Source organism: Paraburkholderia sp. EG304 (assembly GCF_046543485.1).
Lineage (GTDB): Bacteria > Pseudomonadota > Gammaproteobacteria > Burkholderiales > Burkholderiaceae > Paraburkholderia > Paraburkholderia youngii.
The window spans coordinates 142,879-164,142 of sequence record NZ_JBKGUA010000018.1; the positions used below are offsets into that span (position 1 = coordinate 142,879).

The window sequence follows — 21,264 nt, forward strand, 5'->3', positions numbered from 1 at the left end:
TTGGATCTATATGGCATGACCACTATTTCCCGTCCAAATGCCGCTCGATGAACGCAAGCAATTCCCGCGATTCGAAGCTTTCCGCGAGCTTGCGCACCCTTAGGGCAAATGCCTCATAACGTCTATCGATTTCCAGCAGTGAGTCGGCGTGCCTCATGACGTCGCGCATCTGGCCTCGCAACGCCATGCGATGCAGAACCTCGATGGCCTCCTGCGCTGGAACGATCAGCGTAGCGGACGCGTCGGGATGACCAGGACACGCCGCGACCGGCGCCGAATCACCCGGCCCGCACGCGGCCTCCGCGAACGGGTTCCCCGGTAGCACCGACGCGAGCGCACGATTTCCGCTGTTGCGCGCCATCGTTTCGACCGCAGCGTCGATGTCTTGCCGTGTGGTGCCGCTCGTGTCATCGGCGTCGCACGCCATTGCATTTGAGTCTCGCACGGCAAGATCGAACCAGAACCGGCTTCCTCTTCCGTGTTCACTTTCCACATGAATCTCGCTGCCCATGAGTCGAACCAGATGCTGGCTGATGGCCAGCCCCAGGCCCACACCCGCGCTGCGCCGCTCGCTATCGCCGGCCTGCTCGAACGGTTGAAAGATGCGCTCGATATGATCGGGTTTGATGCCGATTCCGGTGTCCCGTACCTCGAAGCGCACGTTATCGGCGCGCCCCTGTCCGACCATGAATGCAACTTCTCCGTGGTCCGTAAATTTCACCGCGTTCGAAAGCAGGTTGAGCAATACCTGGCGCAAGCGCTTTTCGTCAGCGCGGATCACCTTCGGCAGGCGAGGCGCAATCATGCAGGTCTGCGTGAGGCCTTTCTCGCGGGCAGGCACGCTGATCAGCTCGGCAAGCATTTCCAGAAACGGTGCAAGCAACACGTCACCCGGCTGCAGTTCGATTCTGCCCGCGCCAATGCGGGCGAACTCCAGCAAGTCGTTGATCAGCGTCAGCAGGTGAGTCCCGCTTTGCTCGATGACCAACACACGCGATCTCTGCTGCGTTCCGAGCGCCTCGTCGCGGCGCAGGATCTGCGCGTAGCCGAGGATGCCGTTCAGCGGCGTTCTGAGTTCGTGGCTGATGTTGGCGAGGAATTGATCCTTTGCCTTGTTCGCCGCTTCGGCCTCGTCTCGTGCGATCAGCACCGTCGCCTCGAGCGCCTTGCGCTCGGTAATGTCGATGAGCGTGCCGCTCAGGCAGAGCGAACAGCTTGCCGAATTGCGCTGTGTGCCGCGCGTGAGCACCCAACGGCATGAGCCATCGCGATGAAGCAGGCGGTGCTCGATCTCGATCGCGCCGCTGGAATCCCTGTTCTGGCTGGTGAACATCTCGGCAACCCGGAGCCGGTCGTCAGGGTGAACGATCGCCATGAATCCGTCGAAACTGTCGGGGCAGGCATCGTCGCCATAGCCTAGCCACTCCCGGATATTCCAGCTGCGCAATGACCAGTGACGCTCATCAACGCCTGCCAGTTCGAGTTCCCATGCGCCGACGTTCGACCCGCGCATGGCCGCGCCAAGACGCTCGTTGGTTTCGCGCAGGATTTCCGCCTGGGCCGCGCGCCGTGTCTCGGTCACGTCGCGAATCACGAGCACCACGCCGACGACCTGACCGGCATCGTCGACAATGGGCGTGCGCCGGTTTTCAACCGGCACTTCACGCCCGTGTCTGCCAATCAGTCTGGTTCGTGCCGGCAGATCGACCGGCGCCCCCTTGCGCAGCACCGCGGTGCCGACATCGCTCAATGGCGTGTTCGTATCCTCGTCGACCAGCACCAGAACATTCGCGAGAGGTTGCCCCTGCGCCTGTTCTCGCGACCATCCGGTCAACGCTTCGGCCACGGGATTGAACAGCGTAATGAGCGAATCGCAGTCCGTCGCGATCACGCCGTCACCGATACTGGCAAGCGTGACCGCGTAACGCTGCTCGCTCTCGCGCAGGCGGCGCTCAGCGGCATGCTTGTACAGCGCCATTTCGACGACGGTGCGCAGTTGCTGGTCGTCGAATGGCTTCAGGACATAACCGAACGGCTCGGTCACCGTCGCGCGCCGCACCGTCTCTTCGTCTGCGTACGCCGTGAGGAACACCACCGGCAGATTGAGCGCTTCGCGCAAGCGTCGGGCCGTATCGATACCGTCCAGCTCTCCCTCGAGCTGAACATCCATGAGTACGAGGTCCAGCGGCGTTTGCATGGCGACCGCTAGCGCCTCCTCGCCGCTCGCGCAGTTGCCTGCAACCGCATGACCGCAGCGCGTCAACTGTTGCGCGATGTCGCGTGCGACCACCCGATCGTCTTCCACAATGAGGATGCGCGCCGGCGCCATGATCAAGCCCGCCTGTTAGAGAGTGAAGTGAATGACGAAGCTCGTGCCCGTATCGCGACCGATCTGTAGCGAGGCATGCAGCTGGCGCGAAAGGTCGGAAACGAGCTGCAACCCGAGAGAATCCGCCTCTTCGATAGAAAAATCGGGCGACAGCCCAATGCCGTCGTCCGACACGCTGAGCCGGCACCTGCGCTCATCGTCCGACGCCAGCTCGACGCGCAAGCGCCCGTGCCGTCCGTCCGGAAAGGCGTGCTTGAGTGCGTTCGACACCAGCTCGTTGACGATCATCCCGCAAGCCACGGCCCGATTCATGTCGAGTTGCACGTCGTCGACGAGCACGTCGAGCGAGACGTTCAACCGGCTCAATTCATAGGCGCGCGAGAGATGCGCGCACAGATTCCGGATGTGCGACGCCATATCGATGCGCGCAAAATTGCCGGCCCGATAGAGATTCTCGTGAACCATCGCCATCGAGCGTACCCGGTTCCTGCTGTCGAGCAGGAGTTCCGCTGTCGAGCGGTCGTCCGTGCGTCCGGCCTGAAGGTTGAGCAGGCTGCTGATCAACTGCAGGTTGTTCTTGACCCGGTGATGCACCTCGTGCAGCAGAGCGTCTTTTTCGTCGAGCAGCGCTTCGATTTCCTCCAGGCTGGCATTTTCGATCGATATCGCCGCCTGCGAAGCGAGCAGCCTGAGCACAGCCATGCGCGACGGCGTAAAAGCGCCGGGCGCGAGTTCGTTCTCGAGGTACAGGGCGCCGATCACCCGGGCCTGCTTGACGAGCGGCAGGGACAGCACCGAGCGAGCCTGCCGGCCGTCGAAGTACTCATCCGACGCGAACGGATTCTCCACTGCGGCATCATCCACCAGCACCGGTTCGCGCGTACGAAGGCTGTGATGGAGCATCGCGAGCGGCACCTCCTTGAAAGATGCGGCCCGGCGCTCCACGTTGACCGTGCTGCCCTCCCGGATTGCCGTGGCCTCCGCTTCGACGCAAAGCTGCTCCGCGTGCGGCAGGATCAACAACGCGCGCCTCGCGCCCGCGTGCTCGAGCACGATCGACATCAGCGTATGCATTAGACGCTCCAGGGCCCGCTCGCTCGAAATCGCCTGCGACGCCTTGACGACCGTCTCCACCTCCAGTTGATTCGCCACCGCTCCGCTCTGTGGACTCCCGATGCCCTGCGCCGCGAGCTCGGGGTATCGAGCCTCGAGCGACCTGACTTTCGCCATTGCCCCCCAGTTCAACCAGGCCAGCCTCGCGTTGCGCAAGTAGACCGCGCCGATCGCTGCAAACCCGCGTTCCATGTAGAACCGGCCAGCGACTTCATTGGCGAGGCCTTCGACATGCGGCAGGCGTTGCTCGCGAGCACTCTCGATCGCACGCTCGTACAAGCGCATTGCCTCGAACTCGCGGGCCTCCGTACGAGCGATTTCGGCCTCGACCAGCGCGGCGCGCGAAGCGAAGTTCGAGGGACTGTGACTGGCCCAGTCGCGCAACTTGTCGACATGGTCGGCGAGAGCCGCCAGGTTGGCAGCCCGCTCGCCGGGCGCCAAGGTGTCGTGCGATTGCAGACGCGCCAGCGCGGAAAAGAAATGGTATTCCGCCAGTTCGAAGTGGCCCGACGAAGTCCACAGCAATGGCGAGGCCCTGTTTGCCGCCGCGAGCGCACCTGCGATATCGCCCGCGAAATAACGTGCCTCCAGCTGCCGTATCCAGTACCAGCACGCTGCTATGGCGAGCGCCGGATCGTCTTCGAGATGCTGCTCGAGGCTCGCCTCGTCCGCATAGTCCGCTTCGGCCGAGCCGAGCCAGGGCGCCGATCCACGCAGCCCGCGAATCAGGGACAACTGCGCGGTCATGATGTCGACGATCAGCCCGAACCCCGCCGCGCGAACGATGCGCAGACGCTCGACGGCCTGATCCTCGACCTCGGCCAGCGCGTCGCCGGCCGCAAGCAGACTCGTGACGAGACAGCAGCTGCTGAAGCCGACGTACGTGAGATCGCCGCTTTGCGTCGCGGCTTCAAAGGCACGCCGCAGCAGCGGGAGTCCCGCGCGCATGGGTTGCGTCCATGGCATCACGTGATAGGCGAAGCACATGTACACGCGCGCCCTGAACCGGCCAAGGCCCCTCTCGTCGACGAGCGAAAGTCCCAGTCTGCCGAACTCGAAGCCCGCGCGGTAATCGCCGAAAATTGGGCCCGCCACCATGCCAAGATAGGCAAAGCCCAGCGAGGAAGCGTCGGCGTTCCCATGACGGATGCTCAGGTTCGCCATGCGGCACAGCACCAGACAAACCAGGTTCTCGTCAGTAAAGAACGCGGGGGGCAAGACCGCGGTCAACACATCGAGTGTCGCCTCCAACGCCTCGTCCTCGAGCAAAGGGAGGTCGATCAGGGCCGAAATCGGTCTTTGCCCGATTTGGCCGAGCAGCGTCGCAAACTCCGCTTTGGCCGCCTCGCGGGCAGGATGCGCGACCCAATCGATGCCGACATCACGCAGATAGTCGAGGCAGATATCGATGGCGGCCGGCATCCGATCGAGCGCCGTATGCAGCGTGACGCGCAGAAACGCCACCGCAGCCTTGTCGGGCACGTTATTCGCTTGGGCAGCAAGAGCGCACAGGCGCGCGTCGGCACCCTCGGCGTTTCCGGTCAGGAATTCGCATTCTGCGCGAAGCAGCTCGAGCGAAAATTTTTCGCCATAGTGCGTGTCCCACGCCCCGCTACCGAAAATATCGCTGCCAAGCGCCAGATACGTGAGCGCGGAACCGTAGGCAGCCGACGCCCTCGCACGGCGTCCGGCGCGCAGATTAAGTCCGGCCACGCGGGTGCGCACCTCGACATCGTCGATCGCATCGATCGCGCGATTGTATTGATTGACGATTTCGAAAATATTCCGTTCTACGTCAGGGTCACTGTCGCCGCCATCCAGCATCGCGCCGATGCGCAGATGCGCCCTCGCTCTATCCGCCTCCGCAATGAGCGCGTAGGCGGTCTCCTGAATCCTGTCGTGTACGAAAGCGTAGCCATCGGTCAATCGATAGACGATACCCTGTGAGGCAGCTTCCGCCAGCACGGCCTCGACTGTCTCGCTCGACTCGCCACTCACGCGTGCGAGAACCGAAGTGGAAACACTGGCGCCGAGACAGGCGAAGTCGGCAAGCGCTCGTCGAGTCGAGCTGGACAGACGACCCAGTCTATCGACCATCAGGTCAACGACGCTGTCGGGAAACCCTCTGCTTGCGATTTGATCCGCATTCCACGCCCACTCGCGACGTGCCCGGTCGAAGCTGAGAAAGCCTTCGTCTGCCAGAACACGAAGGAACTGGACGGCGAAGAACGGATTTCCCCCCGTCTTTTCAAACATGACTTGCGCGAGTTGCGCCGTGTGTGGCGTGCTGCTGTGGGTCGCGTCGCGCACGAGACGCGCCACCTCGCTCACACCAAGAGGGGCCAATAACAATTCATGAACAGGAACCCGCCCCGCGCGAATGGTCCTGACAACATCCGCCAAGGCATGCGTGGGCCCTACTTCATTGTCACGAAAGGCCCCAATGAGCATCAGGTGCTGGATGTCCGGTGCCTTGCCCAGTGCCTCGAGCACCGAGATCGTGCCGGAATCGAGCCATTGGAGATCGTCGAGGAACAGCACCAGCGGTTGTGCCGGAAAGGCGAAGGCACCGATGAATCGCGTCAACACCGCGACGAACCGCTTCTGGGCGTCTTGTGGCGGAAGCTCCGCCACGGCGGGCTGAGGACCGACGACACGTTCGAGCTCGGGGATCAGATCGAGGATCAGTTGCCCGTGAGAACCGAGCGCATCCTGAAGATGCTTTCGCCACCTGGCGATGTCGGGCTCCCCCTCCTCCAGGACCTGTTCTACGAGCACCTGCATGCACCGCGCGATCGTCGCGTACGGAATGTCCCGCTTGAACTGATCGAATTTGCCCGAGGCAAACCGGCTGCCCGAACAGACAATCATCTGATGGAATTCTTCGACCAACGACGATTTGCCGATCCCCGAATAGCCGGATATGAGAACGAATTCCGTGAGACGACTGTGAGCGACCCGGTCCAAAACGGCGCGCAACGCTCGTATTTCCTTTTCTCGCCCATACAGGCGCTCAGGAATCAGCAATCTGTTGTCCGCCGCGCCAGGTAAGAATGGTTCGATGCGCCCACCGCGCCGCAATTGCTCGACACATAGCCGCAAGTCGTGCTCCACCCCGCGCGCTGTCTGGTAGCGGTCCTCGGCGGCTTTTGCGAGCAGGCGCTCGACGATCGCGGCTAGCGGAGCGGGAATGTCGGCGGCACATTCCTTGAGCGAAATGGGTGTTCTCGCGGTATGGCAGTGCAGCCATTCGGCCGGTGAACTCGCCACATAAGGATATTTGCCCGTGAGCATCCAGAAGATCAGAACGCCCAGCGAATACAGATCGGAACGGCCATCGGGCCGCCGATTCACGAGGCCGGTACGCTCGGGCGCGACGTAGGGCAACGCGTCCGCATACAGCACCGGCTGGCTGATTTCCTGGCCTTCAGGAGCGGCGGCGGCAGTCATTCCAAAGCCCGTGAGCGCGACCGCCCCAGTGTTTGGGTTCACGAGCAGGTGCGCGGGGCGAAGATCGCTATGGACGAGGTCGCGTTGATGCAAGGCTTCGAGCGCGGCCGCGACATTCGCTGCGATAGAAAGAACGTGACCCAGCGCCAGGGATTGCGTTTGCATCGACGCCAGCACACTGCCGCCTGGATCGTCGAGGAACAGCGTGATGCGTTGACGCTCCCGCAACAGGACGTCCGGTTGCGCAAAGCGGGGACTATCGAGGCGCGCGCGCAGTCCATAGGCGTTCTCGAGCAACGCCAGCGTTTGCGCGGAGGGTTGTCCAGCCGATGGCCTCACGGCCAGCCGGGTTTGCGCGGCGCCTCGCGTCCTGATGCGGGAGAGGACGAGGACACCATCGTCCCACAGCGTTTGCGTTTTCGATTCTTCGAGGTTCATGGCGGCTGCCGTATCGATACGCAGCTTCACGGAGCTTTGGAAGTCATGCGTCGGCCGACAGCATGTACCCGGCATTTCGCACGGTGCGCAAAAGAGAACGCTCAAACCCCGCATCGATCTTCTGCCGGAGCTTGCTCACATGCACGTCGATCACATTGGTCTGTGGGTCGAAGTGGTATTCCCAGATATTTTCCAGCAGCATCGTGCGCGTGACGACCTGATCGGCATGTCGCATCAGGTATTCAAGCAATTTGAACTCTCGCGGCTTCAGAGTGATCGCCTTGCCGGCCCGCGTCACCCTTCGCGAAAGCAGATCGATGCACAGGTCTCCCACCCTGAGCGTGGTCTCGAATACGTCGCTCTGCGAGCGGCGCATCAGTACCTCGAGCCTCGCCAGCACCTCGCCGAAAGCGAATGGCTTGACGACATAGTCGTCGCCGCCGGCCTTCAGGCCGCGAATGCGCTCGTCCACGGCGTCGAGGGCGCTCAGGATCAGTACCGGCACCTTGCTCCCGGTGGCCCGCAGCGCGGTCACGATACCAAGCCCATCGACTCCGCCCGGCAACATGCGGTCGAGGACGATCGCATCGTACGCGCCCTGCATGGCGAAGAACATGCCGTCGCGGCCGTTATCTGCAAAGTCGACCACGTGCCCTGCCTCCGCAAGCCCCTTCTTCAGAAAGCCGGCAACTTGCACATTGTCTTCCACTAACAAAATCTTCATCCCAGCCACTCGCGTTTCCAGTGGGTCGCAGCGCAATAGGGCACACGCAAAGCCTAGTCTTCCTTTGCATTGATCGTTTGCCTCAATTATCCGTCGAGAGCGGAGCATTGCTCTTTTGGACACCCCTTAAATTTCGTTAACGCTCCCTTAAGCGTTGAATGCATACGCGATGCGGCATTGACATTCGCTATCGAAATGCTCTCGCGCGGCCGTAGATTAACAAAAGTTAATTTAACAATCACCGGGAGGAAAACACCGCTCACCTATCATCCGTCTCGACACTGCCGGCGCGCCAACAGTCCAGCAACGACCAACCGGCATGTGGCGCCCGGCCTCACCCCAATCAACGTCGGACGATTTAGCCATGAATCACGCGATAGCCGACTTTCGAACATTCGCTCCCCGCCCGCCAGTCATCCAGATCGGCGAATGCGACGTCGATCTCGGCGTCCGGGCGCTGCGCCGCGGCGGCAGAGTGGTGGAACTCGGTTCGCGCGCGTTCGAGTTGCTCGCTACCATCGCCTTGGCAGGTGGTCGAATCGTGTCGAAGGACGAACTCATGGATGCGGTCTGGCCCGATACGATCGTCGAGGAAAACAATATCCACGTGCAGCTTTCGGCAATCCGCAAGGCGCTGGGCCCGGATAGAAAACTGATCGTGACGGTGCCGGGGCGCGGCTATCAGCTCGTCTCGCCAGTGTCCGGCGGCACGATCGTGCATTTGCCACGCCGTCAGTGCACGCTCGCGCCTGAGCCCTATCAGGCGCGGACGAGCGAAGCGCTGCTCGGTCGGGAATCCGCGATCGCCGAAATACGCTCGATGATGGCCTCGGCACCGGTCCTGACGCTCATTGGCGCGGGCGGCATCGGTAAGACAGCTATTGCCCGGGAAATCGCGCACCAGTTCGCCAGCGAGCAGGCCGTCGATGTCCACTTTGTCGAACTCGCCGCGCACAGAACGCGCCATGCGGTGATCCGTGCGTTCGTCGAGGCCTGCGGACTCCGACTGCACGACGATGAACCCGACATCCAGAGCGTCGCCAATGTGCTGGCAAGAATGCGCGGGTTGCTCGTTATCGACAACGCGGAGCACGTCGTGGAACACGTGGCCGAGATCGTCGGACTGATCGGCCAGGCCGGTCACCAGGCCATGATCCTCGTCACCAGCAGGTTCCGTCTGCGCGTATCGAGCGAAGTCGTCTATCGTGTCGGCCCGCTGGCGCTAGCTGACTCCCGCGACGACCCGCAAGCCATACTCCGCTCCCCGGCTGTCCGTCTGTTCCTGAACCGGCTCAGTTCGAACGGCGTGAACGTCGATATGAATCACGATCGCCTCCGGCTCGTCGAAGAAATATGCCGCCGTCTGGAAGGCATCCCACTGGCGCTCGAACTGGCGGCGGGCCGTGCGTGTGCACTAGGCCTGCACGGCATCTGCGCAGGGCTCGACGAACCTCTGCTGTACCTCGCGGGCGGGTATCGGACCGCTCAGCCCAGACATCGGACCCTGCGGGCAGCGCTCGACTGGAGCTTCGACATGCTCGACATCAGCGAGCAGACGGTGTTCAGGCGTCTGAGCGTCTTCGGCCACGCTTTCTGCGCCGAAGCGGCGTCCCGGATCGCACGCGACGCCACTCTCCCGGCTGAAGCCGTGATGGATTGTGTCGGCGAGCTTATCGACAAGTCGCTCATCGAAGTCCAGTTCGATGGCGCGGAGGCGCGGTACTACCTGTGGGCCGCAGCTCGCGCGTATGGTCGTGAAAAGCTGCTCGCGGCCGGAGAAAGCCGCACGATTTTCGAGCGGCATACCCGCCACATCGGCGAACACTCTCCGGCACTTGTCCCCGACGGCGCCGCGTTGCAGGCATTTTCTGTCGGGGCTTATGCGAGTGACGCAATGCCCGCCGTCTGACGGGCCGGCGCGACCTCAGCCGCGCCATCCTCGACTTGTTCCGCATGACGAGCGCCCAAGGCATCGATCAGTTCGAACAGTGCCTGGACATCTGCGCTTGCGCTGCCGCGATCGAAGCCGCCTGAAAGATCTTGCAGCAGGACCAGTGCATCTGCCGATTTCCCGTCCTCGTCCAGCAGCCGCGCCATCGCGGCTGTAGCACGCAGCTCCAACATCCGGGCGCCCTGCTGTTGCGATAACTGCATCGCCTCCAGGAAGCAGCCTCTTGCTTCGACGAGTGCGTCGCACCACGCATCGCCTCCCTTCGGCTCGAGCTTGGCTCGCGCTTGCGCGACGAGACCAAGCGCCCGCCATACTTCAGGCAGAAAGAACAGCTTGCTGTGCCGTCCGCAGAATGCCAACGTATCGTGCAGTCGCGCGGAAGCCTCGGCGAAGCGGCCGCGCGCGATCAGCCCCTCCGCGCACGCAACGACGAAGGGTGCAATCAGGCGCCTGAAGCCTCGTGCAATCAGCGCATCCAGCGACGCCTCGAGCACCGGCAAGCCACTTTCAATCTTTCCTTCGAGAAGATCGCAATAGCCGCCGAGACAATTGCCGTACTCACGCCAGATCGTGAAACCGTGCAGTGCCGTCTGCGAGCGCATGATCTCCAGATAGCGGCGGCCGCGCCCCAAATCGCCCGAGAGCAATGCGATCGGCACGGCGACCACGCCGAGCACATGCGTGAGCCAGGGCTCCATCGTCTCCGGCCTGATCAGGTTGACGCCCTGGTCGACGTACTCCAACGCCTCTTCGGCATCGCCCTGCAACCAGACGATGCGCGCCAGCGTGCCGTAGCAGATGGCAAGAGGATCGACGGCGAAGCTCGTGATCTGCTCCGCTTCGTCCGGGTGAAGAGCGAGATGCCGCATGGCCGCTTCGATCCGGGACTTCGCAAGATCGTGCTGCGCGGAGCAGTGCTGCGCGACTGCGGCAAGCAGGCTTGTCAGCGTCTCCTGCCATGCATGACCGCGGTCCCGCGCGAAGGTCTGAAAACGCAGCGCATAATCAATTGCGTCGTGCACGTTGCCGCCGTATAGCGCGGCATTCCAGAGCCCCCAGTACGCACGAGCCTGAAAATCGTCGTTAGCGGACGAGATGGCCAGATCGAGAACCTCGTTCCAAAGTTGCGCGCAACGCCCGATCGGACCACACAGATTAGGCAACGTCGCAGCCAACGCCGCTCGAACACGCATCTCGCTCACGGCATCTATCGCTCGGGCCGGCAACTCGCTGAGCGCAGACACCGCACGTTCCGCTCGCGCGGCGCATTCCTCGATCAGGCAGCAACGCAGCAGGACGCCCGTCAACGTCGACGTCAGCTCGACGGCGAGATGCAGATCGCCAGCGGAAAATGCCCACTCGGACGCGGCACGCGCATCGTCGAGCGTCTGCCGCAGCTCAGAGGAGCCGTCCGCCAGTTGCAGCGAATACGTACGGCCCACCCCCGCGTCGAAACGCGACGCGAAATAGCGCGCGATACGCGATGCGATTTCCTGTGTTTCGTTGTTTGCCTGAAGCATCTCGAGCGCATACGCTCGAGTCGATTCATTCATCCTGTACTCTGCGACCGGACCCTCGAGGCCGACGCTTACCATCGACTTTGCCACGAGTTCGCAGATCCCATCGATCGCGGCACCGATAGTCAAGCCCGAATCGCACGCGACGGCGCACATCGCTTCGAGCGTGAACGCACCCCCGAACATCGCGAGTCGCCGGAACAGAGCCTGAGCGCCTGGATCGAGCAGCGCGAAACTCCAGTCGAATGTGGCACGAAGCGTCTGATGGCGTGGCAACGCGGTGCGATAGCCGCCCGTCAGGATCGACATCTGGTCGTCGAGGCGCTGATAGACGCCTTTGATACCGAACGAAAAGACGCGACCTGCCGCCAGTTCGATTGCCAGCGGCATACCGTCGAGCCGACGGCATATGTCGCCAGCCATCAACGTTTCTGTTTTGTCCAAGCTGGGCTTTCCCCCTAGCGCCCTTACGCGCGCGAGGAAAAGGTGGACTGCAGACTGCGCAAGGACCTCCTGTTCGGAGGCGTCGCGCGCGGGCACGCTGAGAGGTTCGATGCGAATGGTCCTTTCCCGTGGAATATGCAATGGCTCCCGACTCGTGACCAGAACGCGCAACGCAGGGTTACCGTCCGTCAGCGCTTCGACGATCTCGGCCACGTGAGCAATCGCGTGCTCGGCGTTGTCGAGAACCAGCGTCCGGGGATGGTCCGCGAGCATCGCCGCGATCATGTCGACGCAAGGAACGTCGCCGTCGGAAGACAGGTGACAGCTTTGCGCGATGGACGCGAGGATCGACTGCCTTTCCGTCAGTCCCGCCAGTTCGACGAAACAGACAAGCTCGGAGTGCACTTCGGCAATCTGGTGCGCGACAGCGATCGACAGCGTCGTCTTTCCGATACCGCCAGCGCCAGTCAGCGTCAGAACGGGTGCCGAATCGAAGGCTGCGCGAATCCGCGCGATGTCCGCATCGCGGCCGATCAATCCTGTTGCCAACGGCGGCAACGTGCACAGTGTGTCGCTTGGCGCAGCGCTTTCGGACGGCAGCGATGCAGCCGGATGCTGGATCAGCCGATAACCTCGGCCCGGCACAGTGACGATGCAGTCACGATCTTCACCGAGCGCTTTGCGCAGCGCCGAAAGGTGCACCTTGAGGTTGTTCTCCTCGACGACCGTATCCGGCCAGACGGCGCTCATCAGTTCGTCTTTCGCGACGAGCCGTCCGTTGGAGCAGGCTAGGAACGCTAGAATTTCGAATGCGCGTGACCCGACGTGCAGGACCTCGTCGCCCTTGCGTACCATGCGCCTACTTATGTCGACTTCAACGTGGCCGAATCTGATCATGATGCTGCGACGTCAATGGATATCAATAGCGACGCACGTGCCGATGGCGGGCTCGACATACCCTCAAAGCTCCGCCACACGAATAAATCTGACTCTCGTCAGTCAGACCGCATTGCTCGCGGTCACGCGCTTGAATGATGCCCCGCCCGCGAAACGATTTCTTGAAGATTCTTACCCAGTGTTGCACAGATTAGCTCGGTTCGCGGGGTGATGCATTAGACGCGCACGCGTTCTGCCGCATTGGATGCAATCGGTACCTGGCAGCCCTCGCGACTAGCGACGGAATATATAACTAAAACGAAACATAAACGAAAGCTATACGAAATTATTTGATTTACTTGCCCTTCGGTGGATGCGTGTCATCCGGCCTGACATCACGCAACGCATCAAAGCAGGCCGCCATGGCCGTTGCGTGTGCGCTACCGCGTCCGACGTCAAAACTTGATGTATCGCATGTCGAGGATTGATCTTTCCCGACTCGCATCGCAGGCAGCAGCGTCGCTTGCCCAACTCCCGAGGGACCACGGAGCATGGGAGCCGGATTCCACATACGGGCGCAATCTCGAGATTCTGATCGAGCGATTGTCGAACGGCGACGCGGTTTCGACGCAGTTCGGCACGCTGCTGCGCGATGCGCTCGCCCGTCCGCACGAGCTGGCCTCCATTCTGGCTGAGACCGGTCTGTTGCTCACCACGATTTCGCCCGCAAACTACTCAAGCTGGCCAGGTCGCAATTGACAGCCTCGATGGCCGCGCTTGAACGAGTGAGAGACGTTGGCACTGTTGCGACGATCGACCGATACCGGTCGTGAGTGCGCGTTGGCGACCGGCCGCTGTCGGGAGGCGAAATACCAATGACCGGTTTACGGCGATGAGTTCGAAGCGCGGATGGACTCAGCCCGACACGAAGCGGCCTCTCATCACATGGTCATCGAGCGACCGTTGAGCGCGGCACCTTGGTCATTCGGCCGAGTGCGGATGATCTTGCGCTGTCCATCGCATACAATCCCACGTCCAAACCGCAAACAAATATGATGCGCAGGCCATCTGTCATCGCAGGAATCGCGTACGTCCAGTTGTTGACTGCTGTACACATACTCAAGGCATTCGATAGCCCGTATATCAATCGAGTCCCGTTATACATTGGTTCGCCGCTCTCTGTGCATGCGCAATGGACCTACATGGCCAGTCTGTTGCCGGTCGCTGTCGTTGTTGGTGTGGGCTTGGTCCACGGCAAGTCTTGGGTACGCTGGATTCTCGCGGCGACTATTCTCGCCACTGCGGCTATCACCATCCCCGTACAAAATGCTCAAGGCATCTATTCATACGTACTCGCCCTACTGATAGGTTCCACAATTCTGGCGCTGTTTTTCCTTGCTCCTTCGGCAAGGACATATTTTGCTCATCCACGAGCCGCGAAGCGATCGCTCTCGATGCGAGACCTCTTCGCGCGAGCGATGTTTGCCTTTTGCGCCGTGAACACGTCCTTCATCCTCGCAGATCGCTTCGCCGGTAAGGTTGAACTTGCAACAGCCATTGCCGTGCTCGCCACTCTTTCATTGCCGGCCCTCGTGCTGGGAATTGTCGCCCGTTGGCATGTCACGACGGCTTGCCATGAAGCTGCAACGGTCCTGCTATCGACGGCACTGTTCCTTGCTTGCCGGTTTTTGCTTGTCGCTACTTACGTTCACGTTAGTAATCTGACGGCTTTTCCGGAAGCTATGCGGATAGACAGTGTAATTCTCACATCCGTGATTGCTGTGCTGGGGCTATTGCTTTCGAGGTTGTCAGTACATCGGGCGTCTCGGCCGCAGCCGCTCACCGCCGGTGAGTCGTGAGATGGAACTCTCGGGCGACGAAGTTGGCGGAGAGGCGGCATAACGGCGTGTAGCAAACAGAATGGCGATGAATACGCTTCCTCTTCCAGCTGAAGCGTGCGAGTGGCGCCGATAAAGCCGTTGGCCAGGTGGCGCGCTATATGGGCTGGGTGACAACATGTATCGCAGCTGGCAAACTGGTTCATGGCGTGATAGTTGCGCGTGAGATTGGCCAGAACCTGCGATATGCGATGCTGGCGGTCCCTAGGCTTATGGTCTACGAGTACAAGGTGGCATTTAGTCTGGACCTGGTAGCTGGGCCCGATGTTAGTGCGCGGACTGTGTGATCGGTTGGCCGACTGGCCATGTTGCTTGACGCTATCTAGTAGGGCGACCACCACCGATTGGAATCGGCAACGGCTAATCAACTGGGCCGTCGACACCCAGGCATTTTCTGCCTTTCGGCGTCGCGTCCTCAACGGCTCGACCCTGTCCTCGCTTTGAGCAAATGCGAGTTATGGCTTAAAGGCGAGCTGTGGCCAGGCAGCCGCGAATGCGTCTATTCCTCGCTGCCGCCGCTGTCCGATGACGTTGGCGACAATCCTGTCGTTGCATACGGGTGCTCAGCCATTAGACGATGCATCGTTCCCCTTCCTCTAGTTAAACATTTCCGGCCGCAAGTCGCTTACCTCGATGATCACATCGGCCGGCAGATTGGCCCGGCGCGCTGCGGCGCGGATGGCGTCGGCGCTGGGCGCCTCATACAGGCAATAAGTCTTCTTCTTGTCCGCGCTGAGAAACGAAAAGAGCCACTCGACGCCTTCCTCGTCGTTGATTCTCTTCACGGTTGCAGCACTTTCGCCCGTGACCTCGAGTTGTTCTGCAAAATTACGTTCAATCATAAACCGCGGCATATGATTCTCCTTGAGTAGCGACTGCACATTGCCCGTCAAACTGTGCGATAGCCTGTGCTAACTTTTGAGCCCTGTTCTTGCCTGCGCGCCACGAATACGCTCGACGAGTGCGAACATCTTAAGTTTTTTGGCTGCGGCGGCTGCCATCGAGAGCAGATCTTGCGCACGTGCTCTATCTCTAATGCCATTGCGTGCCGCCAGCATGAGCGCGTATTCGTGCCGGCTGTGCGCGAGCCAAGGCCATGCTCGCAAGCGCTCGTCCATGCGCAACGCGTATTCGAAATGCTGTTCGGCGGCTGACCAGTCGCCCAGAGCACGGGCCAATATGCCCAGAAACCGTGCCGCAGAGCCGCAGCAGAGCGTAAAGACTGGAACCGTGACGACCTGATCCTGGAACGGCAGAAGAAGGGCATAAATATGTTTGGCATGTTCGACGTCCCGCAGGCGGGCAGCAACCTCCGCCAGATATGTCAATGTGACGAGTCGCTTGCTGTCCACGGGGATGCTGTATTCGGATTGCGCAAGCCGGACGAGATTGTCGCGGGCCTGCGCCTCGAAGCCGAGATCACTGCAGATCAACATGAATCCCGGCCGCCACGTAGCGTCCTCGGAATGCTCGTCGACAAACCGCTTGAATATGGGCGCGACCTCGGCGAGCCGGCCCTGTTCACGACGTATCGCGAACATCTGCATGCCGTAGACACCCGTAGCGAGATTCGCGTCGGCGTTCTGCGCCATCCGCAACGAGTCGCGCGTTTTGTGCTCCGCCTCGGCGAAGTCACCAACGAGTATGGCCCGCATCGCCTGTGCCCCCGTCACGCACCACTTGTCGACGAAGTGCTGTCCGCTGGCGGCGATCTGCCGATACCGTTCCAGCGCGCTCTCGAAACGGTCCACCTCGCCAATTTCCAGGTAGCCGGCAAGACATCGGGCGCATGCATGACCGATGGTTTGCGCATCGCCGAGATCTTCCGCCATCTGCCTCAACTCCAGCAACACGCTTTCACGCTCCAGAAACCTGTTCGCGGGTAAGGGGAGAGCCCCGACATGCATCAACTCGCACGCCAATGCATCGAACAGGCTTGGCAGATCGTTCAGGCGTCTGGCGAGGGCGACGGCCTCTTGGGCAAATTCACTACTTTGTTCGCGTGCACCCGTCATATGAACGGTGCGAACGAGGCGACTCAACAGGCGGCAACGCTCGACCGATTCCTCGGTGCCGACCAGGGCGAGGGCCTCTTCCAGCAACGAAAGCGATGCATCGCCGGAACCTTCGAGGAAGGTCTCGGCGGTGTCGAACTCCAACGCTGCCTGCACGAGATACGATGTGAGCTTCCGTTCGCGCGCAATTCGCGCGGCCTCGCGGAAGGTCGCAATCGCCTCGCGTTGGGCCAGTCTGAACTCTGCCCTGCCTCTTGTCAGCAGGAGAGGCAGCAGGTGAGCGGCCCGATCCGGCTCGCTGTAGGAGCATCGGTTGACCAGTTCAAGTCCGCGCTGCACATGGGCGATCGCCTCATCGTAGGCGGCACCCGCAAGCGCCCGTTCTCCGGCACGCTGCCAATAGCCAATCGCGCGATCCGGCAGGTCGGCCGCGGAGAAGTTCTGAGCGATCAATTCGGGTTGCCGCTCGACGATGTCCGGATAGTGTTCTTCGAGAGCAGCGCCGATTAGCGCGTGGAAGTGGCGGCGACGCGCAAGCAAAAGGGATTGGTATGCGATCTCCTGGATCAATGCATGCCGGAACAAAAAGGCGTCTCCTTCACCGAGTTTCCCTGAAGCAGGAACAATGATTTCGGCTGCAATCAGGCGGTCGAGCGACTCCTGCAGTTCGTCCTCTGACCTCGAAGCAATCAGGCCAAGCAACGTCCTGCCGAACTCACGTCCCACGGTGGCCGCGACCTGCGCAGTTTCCTTGACGGCTGGCTCCAGTCGGTCGAGCCTCGACAGCAGCGAGCCCTGCAGCGTGTCCGGAATTGCGATCGTCTGCGGCGTGCCTTTCAACTCGTAGCTGACGCCGGCATCCAGCAACAGATCGCCCTGGAGAACGGCCTTGGTCAGTTCCTCGACAAATAGCGGCACGCCGTCCGTCTTGGAGACGATCTGATCGAGCATGATATCCGGCAGCCGCTTGCCACCCGTCAGCCGCTCGACCATCGCAACGCAATCGCGGCGCGATAACCGATCGAGACTGAGTTGTACGAGATGAGGGTAAGTCCACCCCGGTTCAAACTCGGGCCGCGCCGTGATAAGTACCATTAACCGGGCGGCCAGCAGCCGTTCAACCACGAGCCGAACGAACTCGAGGGATGACGGATCGATCCAGTGGGCGTCTTCAACAACGAAAAGAACCGGCTGAACGCGCGTCATCGTTTCGAGTACGGCCACCAGCACGTCCAGCGTCCGGCGCTTGAAGGAGGGAGAAGATGTGTCAATTGGCGGATGGCGCGCGCCTGTCTGAATCCCAAGCAAGTTCGTAAGTACCAGGAGTGCCTCGTCGACATCGACCCCAAGTCTTGCGATTCCGGCCTCTATCCGTTCCGTTTCCGACGCATCTGACGTGTCGGCCCCGACGCCAAAAGTGCGCTGTAACCAGCGGTGTACCGGCCAAAATGGGCTGTTGCGATAGTACGTGGAACAGTGAAGCGAAACGATCACATGCGAGTCGTCACTGATGCCGTCGCAGAGCGCGCGCAGCACACGAGATTTTCCGATTCCCGGCTCGCCGGTCAGCAGCACGCAGCGCATTTCGCCATCGACGCTTTGCTTCCAGCGCCGCCAGATCATCTTGAGTTCCGCAGCCCGACCAATGAGCGGCGTCATCCCATGGACGGCTCTGATTTCGAAGCGGTCGATCATGTCCGCTTGCGCCAGCACACGTTGGACCCTGACCGGATTAGTGACCCCTTTCAGTTCGCGCCAGCCAAGGTCTTCAAGCTTGAATGACCCATCGATCAGATGTTGGGCGGCCGGACCCACGACGACCGCGTCGGGCGGAGCGAGCGACTGCAGCCTTGCTGCGATGATTGGCGCCTCCCCGACGATTGCCTGGTGATCCAGCGAAGATCCAGCGCCAATCGCGCCGGCGACGACAAGTCCCGTTTCGATCCCGATCCGCATGTGCAGACGCACGCCATACTCGGTTTCGATGAGATCGTTGGCATCGCGAAGCGCCGTGGTGGCAGCGAGCGCGGCGAGTACCGCACGTATGGCATCGTCTTCGTGCGCACCCGGATAGCCGAAATAGACGAGCAGCCCGTCGCCGATATAAAGCGCGATGTGACCTTCATGAGCTTCGATTGCCCGCGCACAGGCTTGATGGTAGACCCCTAGCAAACGTCGCATATCCTCTGGATCGAAGCGCTCCGCCAGCGCTGTCGAATCGATGAGGTCGATGAACATTACTGTGATTTGACGCCTCTCGGCCTCGATGGCTGGGGATGCAGGCGACGATGGCGGGTCTCGGCATTCCCGTACCCGCTCAAGCGAATGTGCGTGGGCTTCGTTTAGCGCTGCAAGTCCTTTTGCGAGCCGCTTGCGGTCGCCAAGCGTAAGGCCTAGTTCCTTCAGGTCACCGTCGGAAAGATCGCTGAGCACATCCCAGTCGATTCCTTGGGAGGTGAACTTCGCAGTGTGGGCGCCGAGGCCAATCTGCGCTAACCATGTCGTCAGATCGTCGGTCATTGCTGGATCTCTGGAGGCCCCATCCACCGTCATCATCGGCGTGGTAGCCTGTCCACGCCGCTTCGCGCCTCTTTCCCATGAGTGTCGGGACAGGCGCATGCGATGGGTTTTATTAAGTAGGCGCGACGAACATTGCGGGTTGATGACCCGGTATCGAGGACTCACATGTCCGGTCCGCGACCGACTTCCTGCATGCGTAACCGCTCTATTGTTATAGTGCTTCTTCGTGTTAAGACAATCGAATGCCCGGTGACTTGGGCAGAGCCGACGTCTGAACGTCCAAGTGTCCGGACAAGCGATTGACGCTTCGTGGCCGAGCCCGGAAGTTCACAGCCGGCCGATGCTTGGATCGGCCCACTTGGTCGGTGAACGTCCATATCCGACCCGAGGCGGTCCGCGGAGTCCGCTCTGCATCAATGGCAAGTTTCGAGGGGCGGACATTCGTCGGACGATGTCCTTATACGAGCAATCAGCCTTAAACCTGCGAATCTGGATGCAGAGAGCAGTCGGGAGAGATTTTTTGTTCAAGGTTTACGCGAGATGCCGGTCGATACTTCGTTGGATGGCGCTCTCGGGAGACATGCACTTCTCAAGCAATGAGCAAGTGATTTGGCCACCTAGACAAAGCGACAACTTCGCCTCGGGCGTGGCGCCCGCCACCAATGCACTCTGCGCACGTGGATCGGGCTGGTCCAACCTGTCTCGCCATCACATTGAAATCAACCTTAGTAACCTACCAGTGCCTCGACGCTTCAGAGACAAAACTTCTAAATGGGTCTATTGCTTACGTGATGCACTTCGTACGACGTCCCGTGAGCGAGGATCGCCCAGGCAGTTCGTGCCATTTCGTTTGCCAAGGCTACCGCCACTACATTTGCTGGGCGTCTCATCTGCATCGCCTTTTTCCAAGCGGTTGGTACCTTGGCGTGACACAGCACAGACCGCGCCCCATGTATCAACAACGTACGCAGGTACGGGTCGCCACGCCTCGATTCACCGCATGGAGCAACCGGGATCGGCTTCTGGGCCGGCCCCGACGATCGTGCCGGAAAGCTCCAGGCCGAGAATGCGCGGCGCGCCAGCGGCGGTGGATATTGGCCGAGGCGCTGAATCATGTCCGGACGATTGATGCCGGCCGCAGCGGATCACCCCTTTACCGCACCCACGGCGATGCCGGACACGATGCGCCGCTGGAACACGACGTAAAGCACGACGATCGGCGCCGCGGCCAGCACAAGACCCGCGCACAACAGCGGAACATTCGTCGTATATTCGCCGCGCAATGCGGCGATACCGACCATTAGCGTGCGCTTGTCCTGAAGCACGAGCAGCGAAATCAGTACATCGTTCCAGCAATACAGCGTGTTCAGAATGCCGAGCGTGACGAGCGCAGGCTTGCCCATCGGCAGCATCACGTACCACCACGCCTGCAGAATGCTCGCGCCATCGATCCGCGCGGCCTCGAGCAGCTCACGCGGCAAACTCGAATAAAACGCGGTCATCAGATACACGCTAAACGGAAGAAAGAAGGCCGTATAGGAAATGATCAGGCCCACGCGGGTATTCAACAGGCCCAACGCAATAATCGTCTGATAGAACGGCACGAGCACCACCTGCACCGGAATCATCAGCGACGCGAGAATGACCACGAAAATCAGCTTGCGATGCGGGAACCGCAGAAATGCGAACGTAAAGCCCGCGAGCGATGAAACGAACAGCAAGCACGCGACCGCGCCGACCGTCACGAGTATCGAGTTGATGTAGTACTCGCCAAGATTGGCCTGCACGCAAGCTTGAATGAAGTTCTCGAACGTCGGATGACCCGCGATGCCGAAACGATCAAGGATATAGTCACGCGTCGACTTGAACGCGTTGTTGAGTGCAAACGCCAGCGGATAGACGCACGACACGGCGAGCACGGCCATCGGAACGGACAGCGTCCAGAGCACTCGCCGGTCCTGCTTGACGGTAATCGCCATGCCATGAGCC

General features: G+C 61.0%; 10 protein-coding genes and 1 pseudogene. 3 read left to right on the forward strand and 8 right to left on the reverse strand.

Annotated features, from left to right (window positions below; translation table 11 throughout):
- Positions 1-22 precede the first annotated feature (22 nt).
- Genes ACLFKU_RS22125 through ACLFKU_RS22135 form a run of 3 tightly spaced genes read right to left on the reverse strand, consistent with a single transcriptional unit; the run spans position 23 to position 8,054 of the window.
- Positions 23-2,329 carry an ATP-binding protein gene (locus ACLFKU_RS22125; protein ID WP_410850486.1) on the reverse strand — a complete coding sequence of 769 codons (2,307 nt, stop codon included), beginning with the start codon at positions 2,327-2,329 and terminating at the stop codon, positions 23-25.
- Between the two features lie 15 nt (positions 2,330-2,344).
- Positions 2,345-7,330 carry an AAA family ATPase gene (locus ACLFKU_RS22130; RefSeq protein ID WP_410850487.1) on the reverse strand — a complete coding sequence of 1,662 codons (4,986 nt, stop codon included), beginning with the start codon at positions 7,328-7,330 and terminating at the stop codon, positions 2,345-2,347.
- Positions 7,331-7,373: 43 nt separating this feature from the next.
- Positions 7,374-8,054, reverse strand: a complete 681-nt coding sequence (locus ACLFKU_RS22135; RefSeq protein ID WP_410850488.1) for a winged helix-turn-helix domain-containing protein — start codon at positions 8,052-8,054, stop codon at positions 7,374-7,376.
- Positions 8,055-8,418: 364 nt separating this feature from the next.
- Here ACLFKU_RS22135 and ACLFKU_RS22140 point away from each other — a divergent pair, with 364 nt between their 5' ends.
- The gene (locus ACLFKU_RS22140) at positions 8,419-9,963 is read left to right on the forward strand and encodes an ATP-binding protein (protein WP_410850489.1); all 1,545 of its coding nucleotides are present in this window, start codon (positions 8,419-8,421) and stop codon (positions 9,961-9,963) included.
- Here the strand turns inward: ACLFKU_RS22140 and ACLFKU_RS22145 are convergent.
- Positions 9,933-12,863 (reverse strand): winged helix-turn-helix domain-containing protein, encoded by a 2,931-nt coding sequence (locus ACLFKU_RS22145; RefSeq protein ID WP_410850490.1) that lies wholly within the window; start codon positions 12,861-12,863, stop codon positions 9,933-9,935. The genes ACLFKU_RS22140 and ACLFKU_RS22145 overlap by 31 nt on opposite strands.
- A 441-nt stretch (positions 12,864-13,304) precedes the next feature.
- On the opposite strand from ACLFKU_RS22145, the gene ACLFKU_RS22150 reads away from it, so the two are divergent.
- Both ACLFKU_RS22150 and ACLFKU_RS22155 read left to right on the forward strand, forming a co-directional pair.
- The gene (locus ACLFKU_RS22150; protein ID WP_410850491.1) at positions 13,305-13,601 is read left to right on the forward strand and encodes a hypothetical protein; all 297 of its coding nucleotides are present in this window, start codon (positions 13,305-13,307) and stop codon (positions 13,599-13,601) included.
- 443 nt (positions 13,602-14,044) lie between these two features.
- Positions 14,045-14,701 carry a hypothetical protein gene (locus ACLFKU_RS22155; RefSeq protein WP_410842448.1) on the forward strand — a complete coding sequence of 219 codons (657 nt, stop codon included), beginning with the start codon at positions 14,045-14,047 and terminating at the stop codon, positions 14,699-14,701.
- A 635-nt stretch (positions 14,702-15,336) separates the two neighbouring features.
- Here the strand turns inward: ACLFKU_RS22155 and ACLFKU_RS22160 are convergent.
- The 4 genes and pseudogenes from ACLFKU_RS22160 to ACLFKU_RS22175 all read right to left on the reverse strand — a co-directional run bounded on the left by ACLFKU_RS22160 (position 15,337) and on the right by ACLFKU_RS22175 (position 21,254).
- A complete protein-coding gene (locus tag ACLFKU_RS22160; RefSeq protein WP_176379811.1) occupies positions 15,337-15,594 on the reverse strand; it encodes a DUF4242 domain-containing protein in 258 nt (85 codons plus the stop codon).
- Positions 15,595-15,651: 57 nt separating this feature from the next.
- Positions 15,652-19,275 (reverse strand): AAA family ATPase, encoded by a 3,624-nt coding sequence (locus ACLFKU_RS22165; protein WP_410850492.1) that lies wholly within the window; start codon positions 19,273-19,275, stop codon positions 15,652-15,654.
- Between the two features lie 767 nt (positions 19,276-20,042).
- Positions 20,043-20,273, reverse strand: a pseudogene (locus tag ACLFKU_RS22170) (IS110 family transposase); the annotation flags it as partial.
- A gap of 147 nt (positions 20,274-20,420) precedes the next feature.
- The gene (locus ACLFKU_RS22175; RefSeq protein ID WP_184138932.1) at positions 20,421-21,254 is read right to left on the reverse strand and encodes a carbohydrate ABC transporter permease; all 834 of its coding nucleotides are present in this window, start codon (positions 21,252-21,254) and stop codon (positions 20,421-20,423) included.
- Positions 21,255-21,264 lie beyond the last annotated feature (10 nt).